At 62.2% G+C, this 18,236-nt stretch carries 20 protein-coding genes; 11 read left to right on the top strand and 9 right to left on the bottom strand.

What is annotated here, in order from left to right:
- Window positions 1-21: 21 nt before the first annotated feature.
- Window positions 22-942 (bottom strand): metal ABC transporter substrate-binding protein, encoded by a 921-nt coding sequence (locus FF124_RS01570; RefSeq protein WP_138746717.1) that lies wholly within the window; start codon window positions 940-942, stop codon window positions 22-24.
- Window positions 943-1,150: 208 nt separating this feature from the next.
- Here FF124_RS01570 and FF124_RS01565 point away from each other — a divergent pair, with 208 nt between their 5' ends.
- From FF124_RS01565 to FF124_RS01530, 8 genes are all read left to right on the top strand, one after another.
- Window positions 1,151-2,296 (top strand): NAD(P)/FAD-dependent oxidoreductase, encoded by a 1,146-nt coding sequence (locus tag FF124_RS01565; RefSeq protein ID WP_138746716.1) that lies wholly within the window; start codon window positions 1,151-1,153, stop codon window positions 2,294-2,296.
- A 146-nt stretch (window positions 2,297-2,442) separates the two neighbouring features.
- A complete protein-coding gene (locus FF124_RS01560) occupies window positions 2,443-2,934 on the top strand; it encodes a bacterioferritin (protein WP_138746715.1) in 492 nt (163 codons plus the stop codon).
- Between the two features lie 474 nt (window positions 2,935-3,408).
- A complete protein-coding gene (rfbC, locus tag FF124_RS01555) occupies window positions 3,409-3,966 on the top strand; it encodes a dTDP-4-dehydrorhamnose 3,5-epimerase (RefSeq protein WP_138746714.1) in 558 nt (185 codons plus the stop codon).
- Between the two features lie 9 nt (window positions 3,967-3,975).
- Window positions 3,976-5,019, top strand: coding sequence for a dTDP-glucose 4,6-dehydratase (rfbB, locus tag FF124_RS01550; protein WP_138746713.1), 1,044 nt, complete (start codon window positions 3,976-3,978; stop codon window positions 5,017-5,019).
- On the top strand, window positions 5,016-5,864 hold the full coding sequence (rfbD, locus tag FF124_RS01545) for a dTDP-4-dehydrorhamnose reductase (protein ID WP_138746712.1): 849 nt from the start codon (window positions 5,016-5,018) through the stop codon (window positions 5,862-5,864). Before rfbB ends, rfbD begins: the two co-directional genes overlap by 4 nt.
- Window positions 5,861-6,757, top strand: a complete 897-nt coding sequence (gene rfbA, locus FF124_RS01540; protein ID WP_138746711.1) for a glucose-1-phosphate thymidylyltransferase RfbA — start codon at window positions 5,861-5,863, stop codon at window positions 6,755-6,757. Before rfbD ends, rfbA begins: the two co-directional genes overlap by 4 nt.
- 170 nt (window positions 6,758-6,927) lie before the next feature.
- Entirely contained in the window at window positions 6,928-7,899 is a 972-nt protein-coding gene (locus FF124_RS01535) for an endonuclease/exonuclease/phosphatase family protein (protein ID WP_138746710.1), read from the top strand.
- A 161-nt stretch (window positions 7,900-8,060) separates the two neighbouring features.
- Window positions 8,061-9,113, top strand: a complete 1,053-nt coding sequence (locus FF124_RS01530; protein WP_138746709.1) for a hypothetical protein — start codon at window positions 8,061-8,063, stop codon at window positions 9,111-9,113.
- A 72-nt stretch (window positions 9,114-9,185) separates the two neighbouring features.
- On the opposite strand, the gene FF124_RS01525 is transcribed toward FF124_RS01530, so the two are convergent.
- Genes FF124_RS01525 through ectA form a run of 4 tightly spaced genes read right to left on the bottom strand, consistent with a single transcriptional unit; the run spans window position 9,186 to window position 12,894 of the window.
- Window positions 9,186-10,610, bottom strand: coding sequence for an aspartate kinase (locus FF124_RS01525; RefSeq protein WP_138746708.1), 1,425 nt, complete (start codon window positions 10,608-10,610; stop codon window positions 9,186-9,188).
- 4 nt (window positions 10,611-10,614) lie between these two features.
- Window positions 10,615-11,013, bottom strand: a complete 399-nt coding sequence (locus FF124_RS01520; RefSeq protein WP_138746707.1) for an ectoine synthase — start codon at window positions 11,011-11,013, stop codon at window positions 10,615-10,617.
- Between the two features lie 6 nt (window positions 11,014-11,019).
- Window positions 11,020-12,306 (bottom strand): diaminobutyrate--2-oxoglutarate transaminase, encoded by a 1,287-nt coding sequence (gene ectB, locus FF124_RS01515; protein WP_138746706.1) that lies wholly within the window; start codon window positions 12,304-12,306, stop codon window positions 11,020-11,022.
- Between the two features lie 54 nt (window positions 12,307-12,360).
- A complete protein-coding gene (gene ectA / locus FF124_RS01510; protein WP_138746705.1) occupies window positions 12,361-12,894 on the bottom strand; it encodes a diaminobutyrate acetyltransferase in 534 nt (177 codons plus the stop codon).
- A 223-nt stretch (window positions 12,895-13,117) separates the two neighbouring features.
- Here ectA and FF124_RS01505 point away from each other — a divergent pair, with 223 nt between their 5' ends.
- Complete coding sequence (locus FF124_RS01505) at window positions 13,118-13,618, top strand: MarR family winged helix-turn-helix transcriptional regulator (protein ID WP_138746704.1); 501 nt, start codon at window positions 13,118-13,120, stop codon at window positions 13,616-13,618.
- 11 nt (window positions 13,619-13,629) lie between these two features.
- Here the strand turns inward: FF124_RS01505 and FF124_RS01500 are convergent, their stop codons facing one another.
- Window positions 13,630-14,460: a PaaX family transcriptional regulator C-terminal domain-containing protein gene (locus FF124_RS01500; protein WP_210237415.1), complete on the bottom strand. Its 831-nt coding sequence runs from the start codon at window positions 14,458-14,460 to the stop codon at window positions 13,630-13,632.
- 244 nt (window positions 14,461-14,704) lie between these two features.
- Between FF124_RS01500 and FF124_RS01495 the strand changes: the two genes are divergently transcribed.
- Window positions 14,705-15,262, top strand: a complete 558-nt coding sequence (locus FF124_RS01495) for a cytochrome b (RefSeq protein ID WP_246072141.1) — start codon at window positions 14,705-14,707, stop codon at window positions 15,260-15,262.
- A 3-nt stretch (window positions 15,263-15,265) separates the two neighbouring features.
- Window positions 15,266-16,027 (top strand): RibD family protein, encoded by a 762-nt coding sequence (locus FF124_RS01490; protein WP_138746701.1) that lies wholly within the window; start codon window positions 15,266-15,268, stop codon window positions 16,025-16,027.
- Here FF124_RS01490 and FF124_RS01485 read toward each other — a convergent pair.
- From FF124_RS01485 to FF124_RS01475, 3 genes are read right to left on the bottom strand one after another with little or no spacing between them, the layout of a single operon-like run.
- The gene (locus FF124_RS01485) at window positions 16,007-16,798 is read right to left on the bottom strand and encodes a methyltransferase domain-containing protein (protein WP_138746700.1); all 792 of its coding nucleotides are present in this window, start codon (window positions 16,796-16,798) and stop codon (window positions 16,007-16,009) included. The genes FF124_RS01490 and FF124_RS01485 overlap by 21 nt on opposite strands.
- Window positions 16,795-17,832, bottom strand: a complete 1,038-nt coding sequence (locus FF124_RS01480) for a glycosyltransferase (RefSeq protein WP_246072140.1) — start codon at window positions 17,830-17,832, stop codon at window positions 16,795-16,797. The genes FF124_RS01485 and FF124_RS01480 overlap by 4 nt, the downstream gene beginning before the upstream one ends.
- Window positions 17,829-18,227, bottom strand: a complete 399-nt coding sequence (locus FF124_RS01475; RefSeq protein WP_138746698.1) for a 6-pyruvoyl trahydropterin synthase family protein — start codon at window positions 18,225-18,227, stop codon at window positions 17,829-17,831. The genes FF124_RS01480 and FF124_RS01475 overlap by 4 nt, the downstream gene beginning before the upstream one ends.
- Between the last annotated feature and the right edge of the window lie 9 nt (window positions 18,228-18,236).

Genomic DNA, 18,236 nt, shown 5'->3' with positions numbered 1-18,236 from the left:
AATCTGTTGCAGCGCTGACCATCAGGAATTGCCCGACAATCCGTCGGCGATCCGCTCCGAGGTTACCCGCAGCAAGTCGATATAGGTCGGCACCGGTCCGTCGACCTCGCTCAGCGAATCCACGTAGAGCACGCCGCCATACTCGGCGCCGGTCTCGCGGGCGACCTGCTCGGCCGGGGCGGGCGAGATCGTGCTCTCGGAGAACACCACCTTGATATCATTCTCGCGCACGACGTCGATCACATGGCGCACCTGCTGCGGCGTGCCCTGCTGGTCGGCATTGATCGGCCAGAGATAGAGCTCCTTCAGCCCGAAATCGCGGGCGAGGTAGGAGAACGCGCCTTCGCTCGAAACCAGCCAGCGTTTTTCTTCCGGCACGGTGTCGAGCTTTGCCTGGATCGGGCCGACTGCGGCGCGGATCTCATGCTTGTAGGCTTCGGCATTGGCCCTGTAGGTTTCGGCATTGTCCGGATCCTGCTCCGCGAAGGCATCGCGAATATTGTCGACATAGATCAGGGCCGATGCCGGCGACATCCAGGCATGCGGATTGGGCTTGCCCTGATAGGGGCCGTCGGCAATGCTCATCGGCTCGACGCCGTCGGAGACCACCACGCTCGGCACGTCTTTGAGGTTCTGGAAGAACTTCTCGAACCAGAGTTCCAGATTCAGCCCGTTCCAGAGGATCAGGTCGGCATTCTGGGCCCGCAGGATATCCCGCGGGGTCGGCGCGTAATTGTGGATCTCCGCACCCGGCTTGGTGATCGATTCCACGATCGCCGCCTCTCCCGCGACATTCTGCGCGATATCGGCGATCACCGTGAAGGTGGTCACGGCCTTCAGCTTGCCGTTTTCTGCGGCCCTGGCCGGCAGGGCCGTGACAACGGCCGAGAGGACGAAAGCCGTCATGGCGGTCAGAATGGATCGCCGTCTTGTCTGCAACATTGCGCACTCCTGTTGGGGGCCGGTTCAGATGCCGTCCTTCATCATTAATGTAATTGAGAATGATTTGCAATAAAAGACTTGACCTGCCCGTGATGATCGCAATGGGCCGCCCGCCCCGGCATATCTTTGTCGAGTACAAATCGAAAACCATTGCGATTGAAGTTTATATACGTATATATGAAGAAACACAGATTATGGGCGTATCGATATGACCAATGTGACGATTATCGGAACCGGGTTCGCGGCTCTCACCACCGCGCGCGAACTGCGCAAGCGCGACAGCGCGGTGACGATCAGGATGATCTCTCCGCGCGCGGACCTGCATTATCTTCCGAGCACGATCTGGCTGCCGGCGCATTTGCGGCAGGGCGAGAAGTTGAAAGTGCCGCTTGCGGGCTTCTTTCAGAGGCATCGCATCGACTATGTGTCCGGTAGCGTCACCGGCCTTGCCGAAGACGGTCGCACGGTTCTCACCGAAAACGGCACCTTCCGGGCCGACCATGTGGTGATTGCCTCCGGCGCGCGCTTCATCAGGAAACTGCCGGGCATCGAGCATGCGCTGGTACCCTGCGAGGGCATCGCCGTCGGCGAGGAAATCGCGCGGCGACTGGAGGCGTTGGACGGCGGCACGATCGCCGTCGGTTTCGCCTCCAACCCGAAGGAACAGGGCGCCGTGCGCGGCGGGCCGATGTTCGAGTTCCTGTTCATCATCGACACCCTGCTCCGGAAACAGAAGCGGCGCGACAAGTTCCGCCTGGTCTTCTTCAACCCCTCCGACCGGCCGGGCCAGCGGCTTGGCGACAAGGCCGTCGTCGGTCTCCTGAAGGAAATGAAGCGGCGCGATATCGAGACCCGGCTCGGTCACAAGATGGTCCGCTTCGAAAAGGATGAAGTCGTCACCGAAGGCGGCGCCTTTGCCGCCGACCTGATCCTGTTCATGCCGGGGTTGACCGGCCCGGCATGGCTGGAAAACACGGACCTGCCGCTCTCGCCCGGCGGCATGATCGCGGCAGATGAGATGTGCCGGGTCTCCGGTCGTGACGGCCTCTGGGTCGTCGGCGACGCGGGCTCCTTTCCCGGTCCGGAATGGATGCCCAAACAGGCCCACCAGGCCGATCTGCAGGGCATGGCGGCTGCGGAAAACATTGCCCGCGCCTTGAAGGGCGCCGCGCCACGCCGCGCCTTCAAGCCGGAGCTCATCTGTATCGTCGATACGCTCGATGCCGGCATGCTCGTCTTCCGCAATCTGAAGCACAATATCGTCTTGCCGAAGAGCCGGGTGTTCCACTGGCTGAAGCGCTATTTCGAGAGACACTACCTCAAGGCCTTTCGCGACACCCCGCCGCAGCGCTGAGGTCGTCGTGCCCGACGCCGGCCCCTTGTCGGCGCGAACGGCAAGGCCATATGTGTCTTACGATCGGTTCAACGCACACTGGCCGCCACGCGCCTTTCTGAGCTGAGCGACCGCCGTGAACCGCTAACCGGGAAAGGATGACAGCGATGAAGAACACCAAATTGATCGAATATCTCCAGCGTGCGGTGAACATGGAGATGAGCGCTGCCCATCAGTATCAGCTGCATGCCCATACGCTTGAGGACTGGGGCCTGACGAAGATGGCGGCGAAGATGCGCGAGGAAATGTCGGAGGAACTCGGCCATTCCGACCTGTTCATCGAGCGGCTGTTTTTCCTCAAGGCTTCGCCGAAGATCGCCTTCGACAAGCCCCCGCAGAAGGCCGAAAGCCTTCCCGAGATGTTCAAGGCCGACAAGGCCGACGAGGAAGAGGCGATCGCCGTCTATACAGAGGCGGCGCAGCATGCCGCGGAACTCGGCGATATCGGCACGCGGATGCTGTTTGAGAAGATCGTGCTCGACGAGGAAGGCCACAAGGACTGGCTTGAGCTTCAACTCGACCTGATCGATCGCCTTGGCGAGAAGACTTACAGCTCCAAGCTGGTTTCCTTCGCTAACGACGAGGAAGACGAAGGCTGAAAAAGGCCTTGCCCTCCGTGCTGTCCGTTGAACGCGCGGGGGAGCGCCGGTCGTGGCGGTTGTTCCGCCCTTCCGGTTTCGCCCTGCCGGTTGCTCCCGGCATTTGGACAAGCAATTGCAGATCCTTCGGGCGCGATGTCCCCCGGCCGGTGTCGGGGGCCAATCTCTGCAACGATACCCGAATGCGGCCCCTCAAATCGAACTCGCGACCTCCGCCCACCCGGGAGACGCGGGGCAGCCAGGCAGGCTTGAGTTGTGTCTGCCTGCACAAATATCCTGTTCCTCTTCAACCGTTTTCTGCTCAACATAGGATCGTAAAGCTGGTAAGCCGTCCCGACTATGGGCGGCAATTCCGGGGGAACGCGGTTTTGACATTGCGGCGTTTTGCCTCAATACCATCGCGGTCTGCTGCCCGCCCCGTCTGGCAGCCAGCCTGTCCGTCGCAGATTCGAACGGTTTAGAGTGTTTTTTGAAATGGAAATTGAGAAGACGCATATTCCTGATCTCGCTATTCTGACGCCAAGGCGTTTCGGCGACGAGCGCGGGTTCTTTTCCGAGAGCTGGAACAGGAAGGTGATGTCCGGTCTCGGGGTCGATATCGACTTCGTGCAGGACAATCATTCCCTGTCGCGAACGGTCGGCACGGTGCGGGGACTTCACTACCAGTCACCGCCGCATGCACAGGCCAAGCTGGTCCGGTGCGGTCGCGGGCGCATATATGACGTCGCCGTCGATGTCCGCGCCGGATCGCCAACCTTCGGCCAGTGGTATGGCCTCGAACTTTCCTTCGAAAACGGCAGGCAATTGATGATCCCTGCCGGTTTCCTGCATGGCTTCATGACGCTCGAACCCGATAGCGAGATCATTTACAAATGCTCCGATTATTACGCGCCGGAATGCGACGGATCGGTCCGTTTCGATGACCCGGATATCGGCATTGAATGGCCACTCTCCGGTGTTCAATTCACCGTTTCGGCAAAGGACCGGGATGCCCTGTCCTTCAGGGATTTCCAGAGCCCGTTTATTTATTGAGGCCTTGCCATGAAACTACTTGTAACCGGCGGCGCCGGCTTCATCGGATCCGCGGTTGTGCGCCTTGCCGTCTCCCGCGGCATGCATGTCGTCAATCTTGACGCGCTGACCTATGCCGCCTGCCTTGAGAATGTCGCAAGCGTTGCCGACAGCCCCCTCTACGCGTTCGAGCATGCCGATATACGTGACCGCGCGGCGCTCGACAGGGTTTTCGAAACGCATGCGCCGGACGCGGTGATGCATCTTGCCGCCGAAAGCCATGTCGATCGCTCGATCGACGGTCCGGGCGATTTCATCGAGACCAATATCAACGGTACGTACAACATGCTGGAGGCGGCGCGCAGCTACTGGACCGGCAAGGGAAGGCCGGAGGGCTTCCGCTTCCATCACATCTCCACCGACGAGGTTTTCGGCTCGCTCGGCCCCACGGGCATGTTCACCGAGACGACGCCCTACGACCCGCGTTCGCCCTATTCCGCGTCGAAGGCCGCCTCCGATCATCTCGTGCGCGCCTGGCACGAGACCTATGGCCTGCCGGTGCTTGTCACAAACTGTTCCAACAATTACGGGCCTTATCATTTTCCCGAAAAGCTGATCCCGGTGGTGATCATCAACGCGCTCGCCGGCAAGCCGATCCCGGTCTACGGCAAGGGCGAGAACATCCGTGACTGGCTGTTTGTCGAAGACCACGCCGAAGCGCTTCTCACGGTCGTGGAAAAGGGAAAGCCCGGACGCAGCTATAATATCGGCGGCGAGAACGAGCGCACCAATCTCGATCTGGTCAGGACGATCTGCGCGCTTCTGGACGACAAGCGTCCGCTTGCGCACGGTTCCTATGCGGACCAGATCACCTTCGTGACCGACCGGCCCGGCCATGATCTGCGCTATGCCATCGACCCGAGCCGCGCGCGGGACGAGCTTGGCTGGCGGCCTTCAGTGACGGTCGAGGAGGGACTTGAGAAGACGGTGCAGTGGTATCTCGACAATGAAGACTGGTGGCGCGCCCTGCAAGGCCGCAAGGGCGTCGGGACGAGACTGGGAGTGAAGGCATGATCCTCGTTTTCGGCAGTACCGGCCAGGTCGCGCGCGAACTGCGCGACATTCTGCCCGACGCCCGTTTCCTGTCGCGTGAAGAGGCGGACCTCGCCGACCCTGCCGCTTGCGGGGCGGCGGTGAGGCGCCTTGCGCCGGAGGCCGTCATCAATGCTGCCGCCTACACGGCCGTCGACAAGGCGGAGAGCGAAGAGAACGTCGCGCTCGCGATTAATGGCGAAGCGCCCGGCGCGATGGCGCGCGCCTGTGCGGAACTGGGCATCCCGCTGGTTCATATCTCCACGGATTATGTTTTTGACGGAACGGGCGAAACGCCTTTTTCGACCGACCGCGAACCGGCGCCGCTTGGTGCCTACGGCAGGACGAAGCTGGCCGGTGAACGCGCCATTGCGGAGGCCGGACCTTCCCATGCGATCCTGCGCACAAGCTGGGTGTTTTCCGCCCACGGCAGCAATTTCGTGAAAACCATGCTGCGTCTTGCCGAAACCCGAGACACGCTCAATGTCGTCAGCGACCAGATCGGCGGGCCGACGTCGGCAAGGGCCATTGCCGCAGCCTGCAGGACGATCGCCGGGCAATTGATGGCCGAGCCCGGGAAATCCGGCATCTACCATTTCTCCGGCGCGCCGAATGTCAGCTGGTCTTTTTTCGCCCGCGCGATCTTCAAGGCAGCCGGCAAGGATGTCGTCGTCAATGACATACCGACATCCGATTATCCCACGCCCGCTGCCCGGCCGCTGAACTCCCGCCTCGACTGCGCATCCTTGTCGGCCTTCGGCCTGCAGCGACCGGACTGGGAAATGGACATGAACGCCGTTCTCGAAACGCTCGGAGCAAAGCCATGACCCAACGCAAGGGCATTATTCTCGCCGGCGGTTCCGGCACGCGGCTTTACCCGCTGACGCTGGCAATTTCCAAGCAGCTCATGCCGGTCTACGACAAGCCGATGATCTACTATCCGCTTTCCGTTTTGATGCTGAGCGGCATTCGCGAGATCGCCATCATCACCACGCCGGACGACCAGGCGCAGTTCCGGCGGCTACTGGGCGACGGCGGCCAGTGGGGGCTCTCCCTGACCTATATCGTCCAGCCTTCGCCGGACGGCCTCGCCCAGGCCTACATCCTGGCGGAGGATTTCCTCGCCGGTGCGCCGTCCGCCATGGTGCTCGGCGACAATATCTATTTCGGTCACGGTCTGCCCGATATCCTGAGAAGCGCCGATGCCAAGGAGAAGGGCGGAACGGTTTTCGGCTACTACGTCGCCGATCCGGAACGCTACGGCGTCGTTGCCTTCGACAAGACCGGCAGCGTGAGAGAAATCATCGAGAAGCCGGAGGTGCCGCCGTCGAACTATGCGGTGACCGGGCTCTATTTCCTGGACGGCGAGGCCCCGGCGCGCGCGCGTTCCGTCAAGCCTTCGCCCCGCGGCGAACTCGAGATCGTTGCGCTTCTGGAAAGCTATCTTCACGAGGGAACGCTGAGCGTCGAGCGCATGGGCCGCGGTTATGCATGGCTTGACACAGGGACCCATTCGAGCCTGCTCGATGCCGGCAATTTCGTCCGTACCCTTTCGGTTCGGCAGGGCATGCAGTCCGGCTGTCCGGAAGAGATCGCCTATCGCCAGGGCTGGATCGATGACGAAATGCTGGAAAAGCATGCGGAACGCTTCAGAAAGACGGATTACGGCGCTTATCTCGCCAACCTGTTGAGGGCAACGCCTGACCACCCGGTCGGTTAAGGCAAAAAATTGCCTTGATGCATCCCGGACGCGTCTCGACGAGATTGCGGACTGGCGGGAAGGGAGAATTGTGCTCGGGCAAGGAGAGCTGCCATCCTTCTCGTTGCCGCCACGCCGGCAGGATGCTAGTGTGAGAAGATATTTTATGCTCTTCTTTTCAGGATTTCAGTTTGTGCTTCCTCAGGTCCCTGTTCGGCATTTGCGCCGTTCTTGCACTCTCGCTGGGCGTATTGCCGTTCTTGTCGCAGGCGTGGCCATTCGTCTTTCTCGGCGGCATGCGCTTGCATATTGCCGTCGCGGCCATTTTCTTCTCACTCATTTTTTGGGCGCTTGTCCGCTCGCCATGGGCCGCGCTTCCGCTGGCGGGTGCCGTCATTCTCGCGGTCTGGGTCGGCTGGCTGCACCATGGGATGGTTCAGCCGGAGCGTGAGGGCGGTCAGCGTTATGCCACCCTGAAGCTCATCGAGTTCAACATGCTCCACCGCAACAGAAATGGGGCAGCCATTGCCGACTGGCTGAAGGCGCAGGATGCCGATGTCGTCTACGCGCTGGAATCAAGCCCGATCTGGCGTCATCTCGACGCGCTTTCCGAAACCTATCCCTATTGCGCCGGTTGCGAGCGTGTCGAACGCAGTGATGACCTGCTTGTCCTTTCGAAGTTTCCTTTGCAGGACGTGAGCCTTTTTTCTCTCGGCGAGCTCGCGTCCAGGCGCTTCATACGTTCGCGCATCGAGGTCGAAGGAACTTCGGTCACGCTTGTGGCGATGCATCTGACCAAGCCTTATTTCGATGATCTCCAGCAAGAGGAACTGGCGCGGGCGAGGCATCTTCTCAGGACGGTCGAGGGGCCGATCATTCTCGGGGGAGACTTCAACTCATCGCTGCTCTCTCCGGATATCCAGTCATTCATCGGGTCGACCGGCCTGCGCTCCCATGCGCATGAACCGCGCACCTGGCCGGTCAGAGCGCCCTCGATCGGTCTTCCTATCGACCATATCCTGGTCAGGCCGCCGGCGCATATCGACAAGCTTGCCCGCATGGAGGACAGTCTCGGCTCCAATCATTTCGGATTGATCGCCGAGATATCTATCCCTGTCGGGCCGCTCGCCGAGACCGGCGGGGCCAAGGCCGCCGATCCCTGATTGCCAGCAACGGGTTCGAGCCTGAAACTTTCAAATATCAGTTTTGTGTTTGCGCTGTCAGGAGGCGTGGCTTTCTGGCAAGCTGGTTCCGTTGCTTTTTAAGAGGGGCAGGGGGCCCGACAACAATGAGAGCAGTAGGTCGAATTTTGGGGTGCGCATTGATGGTTCTTTCCGCTGCCGGGATATCCCCGGCGACGGCGGATGAACCGACCGACGAGAATTTCTGTGACTGGTACTCCGCCTTTTCGGCGGCGATCGCCCATGAGGCGATCATGAAGAACCCGGACTGTCTCGATTTCGGGCGGGGCGTCCATGATAACAAGGACATGCATTTTTCATGGTGCATGCGCAACACCAAGGACACGGTGACCGGCGCCGGCCGGCATATCGCCGAGCTTGCCGAGCAGTGCAGCGCGCCATCAAACCCGCGCCCGGCGCAAAACAACCCGGATGCGTTTGCCGCGAAGGTGGCGGCCGGCGGCCAGACATGGATGGTCGAGCGATTGATCCCCGGCGTCTGCTATGCCGAACTGATCGACAATTCGAAACAGGACTACTTTGGCCGGATGATGCGGTTCGAGTTCTCCGACGGGCAGTATCGTCTGGTCTCCGATTTCACCGGCGCTGAAGGCGTGCACAATGTCCTCGTGGACGGCCGTGGCTTCCCAACGCGTTTCGAGCAGTTCTCCGATGCCGTTACGGCCACGGTCGACCAGGATTTCATCGCGGCCGTCAAGCGCGGCAGCCGGCTGAACCTCAATTTCGAGCCGGACGGGCCGGAATATTCGCTTAGCGGTTCCGCGGCCGCGCTCGACATGATGCGCGATTGCGCCAGCGGTCGGCAAGCCGCCACGCGTCAAACGGGGGCGCAAACGGCGCCCCAGCCCGCCTCGCCGCCGACAAGGGAACCCACCGTCATTCAGGGAAGCTGCAGGCTGATCGTCGACGGCATGACCTATATCGACCGGCGCGGCGATTGCCCGATCTGGATGGACAATGACGGGTCCGGAAGGCTCTGGATCAACACCGACCGCGTGAACGACATGCCCGACTATTTCGCCGAGCTCAGTCCGGACGGAAACGGTTTTGCCTCGGGCCACTGGAACGGCGAGCCGGGCGCGACCCATGCCCAGGGCTGGCTGGGGGACGATTTTCAGCTGGGCAAGGGCGGGTGCTGGTCGAACAGCCGCGCCACCATCTGTGCGGCGCGCTGAACAAAAGGAAAGGCCGGTCATGTTCTGACCGGCCTTGACCCCTCTCCGTCATGTTGATTTGCCTGCCGGCAATCACGCCGCCTTTGAAAGGGCGGGGCGTTCCGGCTCGGCCAGCGCGCGGTGCAGCGCAATGATCACCGGGTCCAGCGCGTCGCGGTCGACGATGAACTGGACGTCGACATTGCGCGGGCCCTGGCTGGCGCCGATCGCCTCGTGGCCGGCGGCGGCAATGGCCTGAAGGCCGCGCGTCAGGACCGAAAGGCCGTTCAGGTCGCGTCCGACGACCGAGGCCATGGCGATTGCCCTCGACGTGACTTCCGCCGAAGGGCAGCGCTCGGACAGATCCTTCTCCACGCGGCGCAGCACCTTGAGCGAGCTGTCGACGTAATGGGTGATCGTGTTGGCGTTGGAGACCTTCGAGACGATGCGCACCTTGTGGCGCGTCAGCACCTCAAGGATCGCCGCGTCATAGCCCTTTACGCCGACCATGTCCTGCTCGAACAGTTCAAGCGCGTAGAGCTCCAGTCCCGTGACGATCTCGACGCCGGGCTTGGCCGCCGGCTGGTCGTCAATCAGCGTGCCGGGATCTTTCGGCTCGAAGGCGTTGGTCACGCGCAGCGGCACGGCGGCTCGGCGCAGCGTCTTCGCCGCCTTCGGGTGGATCGCTTCCATTCCGAGATTGGAAAGCTGGTCAGCGACATCGTAATTGGTGCGGCCGAGCTTGCGCACGGCGTCCGCGCCGACGAGCGCCGGATCGGCGGAGGACAGGTGGAATTCCTTGTGAATGATCGCTTCGCTGGCGCCGGAAAGGGCGGCAAGGCGCGAAAAGGTCACTTCGGAATAGCCGCGGTCGAACTCGCTCATCAGCCCTTCGATACATTGCGCGTAACCGGTGACGATCGGCATCTCGGTTGCAAGATCAATGTCATCAATGCCCTGGCGGATGCGGTCATCAAGCGAGAGATCACCCTCGTCATGCCAGCCGGAAAGGTCGACGAAACGGGCATTCACGCCGGAGCGCTTCAGAAGAAGCGTCGTGGCAAAGGCCGAATGCGCCTCGCCGAGGCCGGACAGCAACTCGCGAATCTGGCTCATATGCTCCGACAGGCGGAAATGGCCGTAGGAGCACAGGCGCTGCAGGTCGATCAGGCAGTTGCGCGCGCCGAGAATGCGCTCCTGCACGAAGGCATCGGCGCGCTCGATATCGGCCGGATTGTCCAGCACCTTGAAATGCGCTTCCTTCATGGCATCGGCAACGCGATCCAGCGCGTCATGCCAGCCATGGTGGCTCTGATTGTTGACGAATGCGGCGTAAACGCCGTTCTCGCCGGTCTTCTTGTGCTCCAGCAGCAGGTTGGTGATGCCGCCGAAGGCGGAGACCACGAAAATGCGGCCGTAAAGCTCTGACGTCTTGCGATCGCCGATGATCAGCGTGTCGCGCAGCTCATTGATGCGGGACATGGATGTCCCGCCAATCTTTTCGACTGTATGGGCCATGGTTTCAGGCATTTTCCTCCGCCGGGGCATAGGATCCGTCTTCCCGGTGCACTTCCGTGCCGGTGACCGGGGGATTGAAGCAGCAGGCCATCACCAGCTCCTCCTCGGAGCGCAGGATGTGCCGGTCATGTTCGTTCAGCGCATACATCACGCCGGGCTTGATCTGGTGCGTTTCGCCGGTGGCGATATCGGTGATCGAGCCCTTGCCGCTGATGCAGTATACGCTTTCGAAATGGTGCTTGTATTCGAACGTGTGCTCGGAGCCTGCTTCCAGAATGGTGATGTGGAAGGAAAAGCCCATGCCGTCGCCGGCAAGCAGCATACGGATCGAACGCCATTTGGCGTCGGCAACCACGCGGTCCTTGTCGTTTTTCAAGATTTCGTTCAGGTCGCGTACAATCATTACGAATTACTCCGCTGCAATCTGGGTTTTGGCGGCCATCGTCTCGCGGACGGCCTCGATAAGAATGTCAAAGCCCTCGGCGAAGGTTTCTTCCGACGTCGTCAGCGGTGCGAGCACCTTGACCACCTGGTCCTCATTACCGGATGTTTCGATGATGAGGCCCTTATCGAAGGCGCGGGCGCAGATTTCTTCCGCCAGTTCGCCGGTGCCGACATCAACGCCCTGCATCAGGCCGCGGCCTTTCAGCGTCGCGCCGGGAATTTCGGCGGCAATCCGCGTCAGCGCGCCGGTCAGCATCGTGCTCTTGTCTGCCAGTTCCTTCTGGAAGGCGTCGTCGGTCCAGAACTTCTCGATGGCGACGCGCGCGGTGACAAAGGCATGGGTGTTGCCGCGGAAGGTGCCGTTGTGCTCTGCCGGGCCGAAGACATCGTGTTCGGGCCGGACCAGAACCAGCGCCATCGGCAGGCCGAAGCCGGAGACGGATTTCGCCATGGTGATGATATCCGGCGTCACGCCCATTTCCTCGAACGAGAAGAAATGGCCGGTACGGCCGGAGCCGGCCTGAATGTCGTCGATGATCAGCAGGGCGCCGTGATTGCGGGCAATCTCGGCCATGCGGCGGATCCATTCGGGAGAGGCGGCATTGAGCCCGCCTTCGCCCTGCACGGTCTCGAACATGATCGCGGCCGGTTCGTCGACGCCGCTGGACGGGTCGGCAAGCATCTGCTCGAGAAGAGCGGCGCTGTCGACGCCGTCGGCATAGTCGTCATAGGGAATGCGCGTGACGCCGGAGGTGTCCATCGAAGCGCCGCCGCGATGATAGCCATTACCCGTCGCTGCCAGCGCGCCCATGGTCACGCCGTGGAAGCCGTTGGTGAAGGCGATGATATTGGTGCGGCCGGTCGACTTGCGGGCGATCTTCATCGCCGCCTCGACGGCGTTGGCGCCTGTCGGGCCGGTGAACATCACCTTGTGGTCCATGCCGCGCGGCTTCAGGATGTGGGTTTCCATCGCCTTCAGGAAATCACTCTTGGCGTCGGTATGAAGGTCAAGACCCTGGGCGATGCCGTCTGAGGAAATGTGCTCGATCAGCGCTTCCTTCATGTCGGCATCATTGTGGCCGTAATTCAGCGAGGAGCAGCCGGCGAGGAAATCGATCCAGCGATTGCCGTTCTTGTCGAAAATCTCCGAGCCGCTGGCGCGGGTGAAGGTCGCCGGCATGCTGCGGCAATAGGAGCGCGCCGCGCTCTCGCGGCGCTTGAAAACATCGTTCTTGATCATGTCGATAGGCATGAGTCGTCCTTTCGCTTGAAGCGATTTTTCGGAAAAGGGGGTCGGGCTTTCGGCTCAGGCGGCGTTCGCCAGCGCGCGGGCGTCCGGCACGGTAATCGTCACCATGTGCTCGGTATCGTGATGCCCGTCGAAATGGGTGTCGCGCTCGTAATGCGGCTCGTCGGTCAGCTCGCCGCCGAGCGTGCGCGCAAAACTCTTGAACAGGCCCCAGGAGGCGTCATTGTCCTCGGTGATCGTCGTCTTCAGATGGGTGACGTCGTCGCAGACATCGCGCTCGATCAGTTCGAACAGCATCTTCTTGCCAAGGCCGAGGCCGCGGGCCTTCTCGCCGACGGCGACCTGCCAGACGAACAGTTCCTGCCTGGCCGGAATGAGGTGACCGGAAATCCAGCCGACGATCTCGCCATCGCGTTCGGCGACCACGCAGGTGTCGGAAAAATGTTCTGCCTGAATGAGATTGCAGTACATCGAATTTTCATCGAGCGGCTTGCAGCTCTTCACGAGCGACCAGATCTGGGCCCCGTCCGCTGCAGTGGGCTTGCGCAGGCGGGGCATGCTGGATCGGGGCTTGGCAACATTCCGGGACATCGTATGACCTCGTTTCATTTAGTTAGGCGTCCTAAGTAAATAACTCTTTCGAAAACATCAACCCTTAAAAGGGTATCGTCACAAAACCATAAAAATGAGCGAAAACAGTCAATTCAACCACAAATCCATGATTCTCAAGGGGTGTAGAAGATTCATAGAGGCTAATTATCTATGTAGTTTTTTTCGCTGTTGAAGGGCTTTCTCTTCGTGCAATAATGGAGACATGACGACGACACCCGTTGACCGCGTTGATCAGAGCCTGATCGCACTCAGGCGAATTCTCCGCGCCACAGAAAATTATGAACGCGATCTGGCGCAATCGGCCCGGTTGACGCCCGCGCAATTGCGCGTGCTGCAGATCGTCGAGGAGCGTGGCAGCGTCACGCCGAAGGCGCTGGCAACCCAGATGGGCATCCGCCAGGCCTCCGTCACCACGCTGGTCGACAAGCTTGTCACGCGCGGCATGGTGGAGCGGGTGCCGTCGAAGACCGACCGCCGCCAGACCAATGTCACCGTTACCGATGCCGGTCGCGCCATGGTCGAGAGCGCGCCGGACGCTTTGCAGCAGCGCTATGTGCAAGCTTTCGAATCATTGAAGGACTGGGAACAGGCCCAGCTGATCGCCTCGCTCGAGCGGGTTGCGACCATGCTGGACGCCGAGGGAATCGACGCCTCGCCGGTGCTGGCAACGGGCGAGCTTCATGCGGAAAAGCGCCCGCGCTGAGATGGTTTGCGCTAGGCCGCAATTTCCCGGCGCAGGGCGTCGATGCGGAAATCCGTCATTGCGGTCTGTTCCGGCAGAAGGCCGTCGCTGTTGCGGAAAGCGAGGCCGATATGGCGGTCGGCCTCTGCCGCCACGCTCAGATAAAGCGTGACGAAAAGCCGGCGCGCCGCGTTCGCCGGCCAGTCAGCCGGCAGCGCTTGCGCCGGAAGGCGCGGATCGGCAAGGGCCGCGGCGCGGAAATGATCGACAAGCCTCAGTCTCAGCGCCAGCGCGGTGGCGCCGTCAGGCGGCGGGCCGGCAGAAAGCGCGGCATGGATCGGCGAAAATGTCTCGATGAAATCGCGATAGGCCGCGCCGACGGCCTCAAGCGGCCAGAGCCTTCGGGCAAGCTCGGGAAGGCTCTCGACGCCGGCAAGCGTTTCCGTCGCCAGTATGACGCAGTTTCGCGGGCGCGCCGTGCCTTCCGGCGCAAGCGCCGCCTCCGGGCCGATCCGCGCCCAGCCCTCCGGCAGGTCGCGCGCGCCGAGCGCCAGCAGAAAGCGTTTCGACGACGGCGGCGGCGAATAGAGGATTTCGGCGGCGCGGGAAAACTCAGCCTCGGCCGCTTTTGTCAGCCGATAATAGCTCTTACGGCCGATGCGCTCGCCCGCCAGCCGGCCGTTTTCGACGAGCCGTGAAACGGCGGTGCGCACCAGGCTTTCGGAAATGCCCTGCGCCGCGCAGCTTTCGATCAGCGTGCCCATCCACAAGATGCCGCCGCGCGGCGCGGCGACATCGCCGTAAAGCGTGACGATGAAGCCGCTGGCGCGCGGACTGCCTGCGCCCAGGAAATCCCTGACCAAACCTCTGTCGTCTTCCCGAAGGCCTGTAACTTTCCCCATGTCCCCCTGCCTGTGAGAGGCCGTCAGCGAAAAATGCCGCAGCGCGGTTTGCCCCTTATAGGCCGAGGCCGCGTCGATCGCCAGTGAGGCTGTCAGACGCGAACTTGCGCTTTCGCGATCCGCTGCTATCGTTGGCGCGTATTTCGAACATGGTGATATCCATTTGCGCATGGCGTTGGTCACGCCCTGCGGATCGGGAGGTAGTTTGGGCGAACATTCAAGACTGCGCGATCCATCGCGAATAACCGTCACGGTCGAGCGCTATCCGGCGACGTCGCGCATTCTCCACTGGCTGATCGCCGTTCTGGTGCTGGCGACATGGCCGCTCGGCATGGTCATCAAGTTCGTCAAGAACGAGGTCTCGCTGGATTTCTACATGATCCATGAAAGCCTCGGCTTCCTGGTGCTGTGGCTGATGCTCTTGAGGGTCGGCAACCGGCTTTTGACGCGCAAGCCGGAGGAAGACGGCCCGCGGATCGAACGGATTGCCGCCGCATCGGTGCACGGACTGTTCTACCTCTTCCTGATCATCATGCCGTTGAGCGGCTTTCTGGCAACCAACGCGCATGGCTTTCCCTTCAGCTGGTTCGGCGTGCTGCCGATCTGGAGCCCGATCGGCAAGGCGCCCGACATTGCCTGGACGCTGTCGGCGATCCATCTCGCCAGCGCCTGGATCCTCGCCGTCCTGTTCGTGCTCCACATGGGCGCGGTGCTGATGCATCACGTGATCCGGCGCGACTTCACCCTCTACCGGATTCTCTAGGGCATGAACACGATCGACATGACCGACGCCGTCTGGCAGCGGCTTCTTTCCATTCGCGAGGGAGAAACGGTCGCCGGCGAGGCGGCGGCGATGGCGCTTTACGGGCCGATCGCCGGCGCAAGAGGCCGGTTCATCATCGCCCAGGTCGGCCAGTCGCTCGACGGGCGGATCGCAACGCCTTCGGGCGACGCAATGGATGTCTCCGGTCCGGACGGCCTTGCCCATCTACATCGTTGCCGCGCGCTCGTCGACGCGGTGATCGTCGGCGTGAACACGGTGAAGGCCGACAATCCCCGCCTTTCCGTCCGTCTTGTCGACGGCCCTTCGCCGGTGCGCGTGGTCATCGACTGCAACGGCGCGCTCGATGGCGATGAGGGCCTGTTTCACGACGGCGGCGCACCGGTGATCGTGGTGACGAGCGCTGACGCGCCCGGGAAAGGCCTGCCGAACGCCGAGACGATCCGCCTGCAATCTTCCGGCAAGGGCCTGGCGACGGGCGCAATCCTCGATGCGCTGGCTGCGCGCGGGCTTCATCGCGTTCTCGTGGAAGGCGGCGCGCGCACGATCGCCCGGTTCATCGAGGAGAGGCAGGTTGACCGGCTGCATGTCGCCATTTCGCCGCTGATCATCGGCGCGGGCCCGAGCGGCATCAATCTGCCGCCGGTCGCGCGGCTTGCCGACGCATTGCGCCCGCCGGCAGCCGTCTACAATCTGGGCAGCGACGTTCTCTTCGATTGCGCGCTTTCAGACCGGCAGGGCCAGTAGGTCGGTGTGGCCGACCGTGCAATGACTGCCGGGCTTCTCGGCAGCGGCGAGCCGGAAGGCGATCCAGTCGTCGATATCGCTCGACCTCAGCCCGCCGATCTCCTGCAATGGCTGACGGAACCCTTCAATGAAGGCCTTCTGAAGAGGCGCGCTGTCGCTTGAAAGACGCCAGGGGCTTTCTCCGGTTTCAACACGGAAACCATGATCGCCGAAAAGGACCGCAAGGCGCGCCGCCGCTTTTGGCCCGAGCGCGACGCCAAAACCCTTGTCCGTCTGCTGATGCCGGTTGAAGGCCGCGACCACGGTCTCATCCAGCGGATGCGCCTCCGACCAGTCGATCCGGCCGTCATAGTTCAACGCGGCATAAAGCCCGACCGAACAGACGGCGAGCCGCTCGGCAAAGCGCGCCGAGAAATCCTCCGAGCAGAGGTCGAACAGCGCCGATGCGGTGACGATTGCGGCATCTTCCAGCGGCAAGCCGACAAGATCGTTGAGGTCATGCCTGCGCAGGGCGATCCCGGCATGCGCTTCGCTACGGCGCTCCGCCTCTTTAAGCAGCAGCGGATCGTTGTCGAGCAGCAGCCAGTTCTTGTCTGCAGGCACCGCATGGGCGAGGCATCGAAGCGTCGAGCCGGTTCCGCATCCGATATCGATGACCAGAGGCTTGGCTGCGCCCGAAAGATGGCGGGCAAATGCTTCGACAAGCCTCTCGTCCCGGGCGGCCTTGTCCGCCGGTTCGCGCAGGGTCAGCCAGTCGGCGTCAAAACTCATGTCAGTTTCTCCAGCATGTCCGAAACAATGCGGCCGGTCTCGTCCCAGCGGGGAAGGGCGCTTCCCGCGCGGCGGGCGCCCTTCGTCTTGCGGCGGCGGATATCCGGATCGGAAAGCAGGGCGCGCAGGGCAGCGGCAAAGGCGTCGACGTTATCGACGTCCACGAGGAAGCCTGCCTCTTCCGGAACCACGTCCGGCACCGCGCCCGCCCGGCAGCCAATCACCGGCAGTCCGCGGGCGAGCGCCTCGGCAAAGACCATGCCATAGCCCTCGTAGCGGCTGGCGAGGGCGAAGAGATCGGCGCCGGCATAAAGCGGCCCCGTATCGTCCACCGCGCCGGTCAGGCGGACCCGTCCGCCAAGACCAAGCGCTTCGATCTGCCGTTCGATGGCAGCCGCCGTCTCGCCGTCGAGGTCACGGCTGCCGGCGATCGTCGCCGTCCAGGCAAGGTCTTCGACCTTTCCCAGCGCGGCGACAAGAACGTCATGTCCCTTGCGCGGCGTCAGAGAGCCGATGGACAGAATATGAGGGATGTCGCCGCTTCCATGGGCGTGCGAAGCGGGATCCGTGCCCGGAACGGCGATTGTGATCCTGTCGGGCGCGACGGCAAAGCCCCGTTCCAGCTCCCGCGCCGTTTCGGGCGAGGTGACGATGATATGGCGGGCATGTTCGAGCGCCTGGGTCTCGCTCTTGCGAAAGACTTCCGCCCGCTCGCGCGACAGCCCGGTCTCGAGCGCCAGCGGATGATGCACCAGGGCGACGAGGTTCAGGCGTTCGCCTTCCCGCGCGGCAAAGCCGTCCAGAACGCCGAAGGCGAGGCCGTCGATCATCACCAGCGTATCATCGGCAAGGGCCGACAGCGCCTGTTCCGCCCTGGCAATCGCCGCGGGAGCTGCGTCCGGAAAACCATCGCCGAGCGGCAGGAGATCAACCTGCCAGCCGGCCTCTTCAAGCGCCGCGATCAGCCGGCGGTCATAGCCATAGCCGCCGGTTCGAAGCTGAAGATTACCGGGATAGGCGAAGACAAGCCTCACAGATCGGCCTCGTACCAGCCGCGCGCGGCGTGGGATTCGTGCAGTGTGACGCGGATCTTGCGGATCCTGTCGCTGCCCGGACCGAGCCTGCCTTGCGCAACCGCTTCGGCGAGCTGGTCGAAAATATATTTCGCGATCACCTCGGTTGTCGTCACTTTGCCGGCAAAGGCTTCCAGCGCGTCAAGGTTCTGGTAGTTGAGCGGTTTCAGAACGTCACCCAGAACCGAGGTTGCCGCGCCGATATCGACCGCCAGGCCATCCTCGTCCAGATCGGCTGTGAAGAAAGCCGCGTCGGTGACAAAGGTTGCGCCATGTATGGCCTGGGCGGGTCCGAACACCGGGCGGGGAAGGGAGTGGGCGATCATGATGTGATCGCGAACCTCGACAGCAAACATATGGTTTTT

The organism is Martelella lutilitoris (assembly GCF_005924265.1).
In the GTDB taxonomy this organism is placed as follows: Bacteria; Pseudomonadota; Alphaproteobacteria; order Rhizobiales; family Rhizobiaceae; genus Martelella; species Martelella lutilitoris.
Note: the sequence above shows the minus strand (reverse complement) of the source record. Positions and strands in the feature narration are given on the sequence as shown.

Coding starts and splice junctions, on each gene's coding strand:
- FF124_RS01505 (WP_138746704.1), top strand. CDS start 13,118: ATGACGACGACACCCGTTGACCGCGTTGATCAGAGCCTGATCGCACTC.
- FF124_RS01520 (WP_138746707.1), bottom strand. CDS start 11,013: ATGATTGTACGCGACCTGAACGAAATCTTGAAAAACGACAAGGACCGC.
- rfbD (WP_138746712.1), top strand. CDS start 5,016: ATGATCCTCGTTTTCGGCAGTACCGGCCAGGTCGCGCGCGAACTGCGC.
- FF124_RS01490 (WP_138746701.1), top strand. CDS start 15,266: ATGAACACGATCGACATGACCGACGCCGTCTGGCAGCGGCTTCTTTCC.
- FF124_RS01570 (WP_138746717.1), bottom strand. CDS start 942: ATGTTGCAGACAAGACGGCGATCCATTCTGACCGCCATGACGGCTTTC.
- rfbB (WP_138746713.1), top strand. CDS start 3,976: ATGAAACTACTTGTAACCGGCGGCGCCGGCTTCATCGGATCCGCGGTT.
- FF124_RS01565 (WP_138746716.1), top strand. CDS start 1,151: ATGACCAATGTGACGATTATCGGAACCGGGTTCGCGGCTCTCACCACC.
- rfbC (WP_138746714.1), top strand. CDS start 3,409: ATGGAAATTGAGAAGACGCATATTCCTGATCTCGCTATTCTGACGCCA.
- FF124_RS01525 (WP_138746708.1), bottom strand. CDS start 10,610: ATGGCCCATACAGTCGAAAAGATTGGCGGGACATCCATGTCCCGCATC.
- ectB (WP_138746706.1), bottom strand. CDS start 12,306: ATGCCTATCGACATGATCAAGAACGATGTTTTCAAGCGCCGCGAGAGC.
- ectA (WP_138746705.1), bottom strand. CDS start 12,894: ATGTCCCGGAATGTTGCCAAGCCCCGATCCAGCATGCCCCGCCTGCGC.
- FF124_RS01560 (WP_138746715.1), top strand. CDS start 2,443: ATGAAGAACACCAAATTGATCGAATATCTCCAGCGTGCGGTGAACATG.
- FF124_RS01475 (WP_138746698.1), bottom strand. CDS start 18,227: ATGTTTGCTGTCGAGGTTCGCGATCACATCATGATCGCCCACTCCCTT.
- FF124_RS01485 (WP_138746700.1), bottom strand. CDS start 16,798: ATGAGTTTTGACGCCGACTGGCTGACCCTGCGCGAACCGGCGGACAAG.
- rfbA (WP_138746711.1), top strand. CDS start 5,861: ATGACCCAACGCAAGGGCATTATTCTCGCCGGCGGTTCCGGCACGCGG.
- FF124_RS01530 (WP_138746709.1), top strand. CDS start 8,061: ATGGTTCTTTCCGCTGCCGGGATATCCCCGGCGACGGCGGATGAACCG.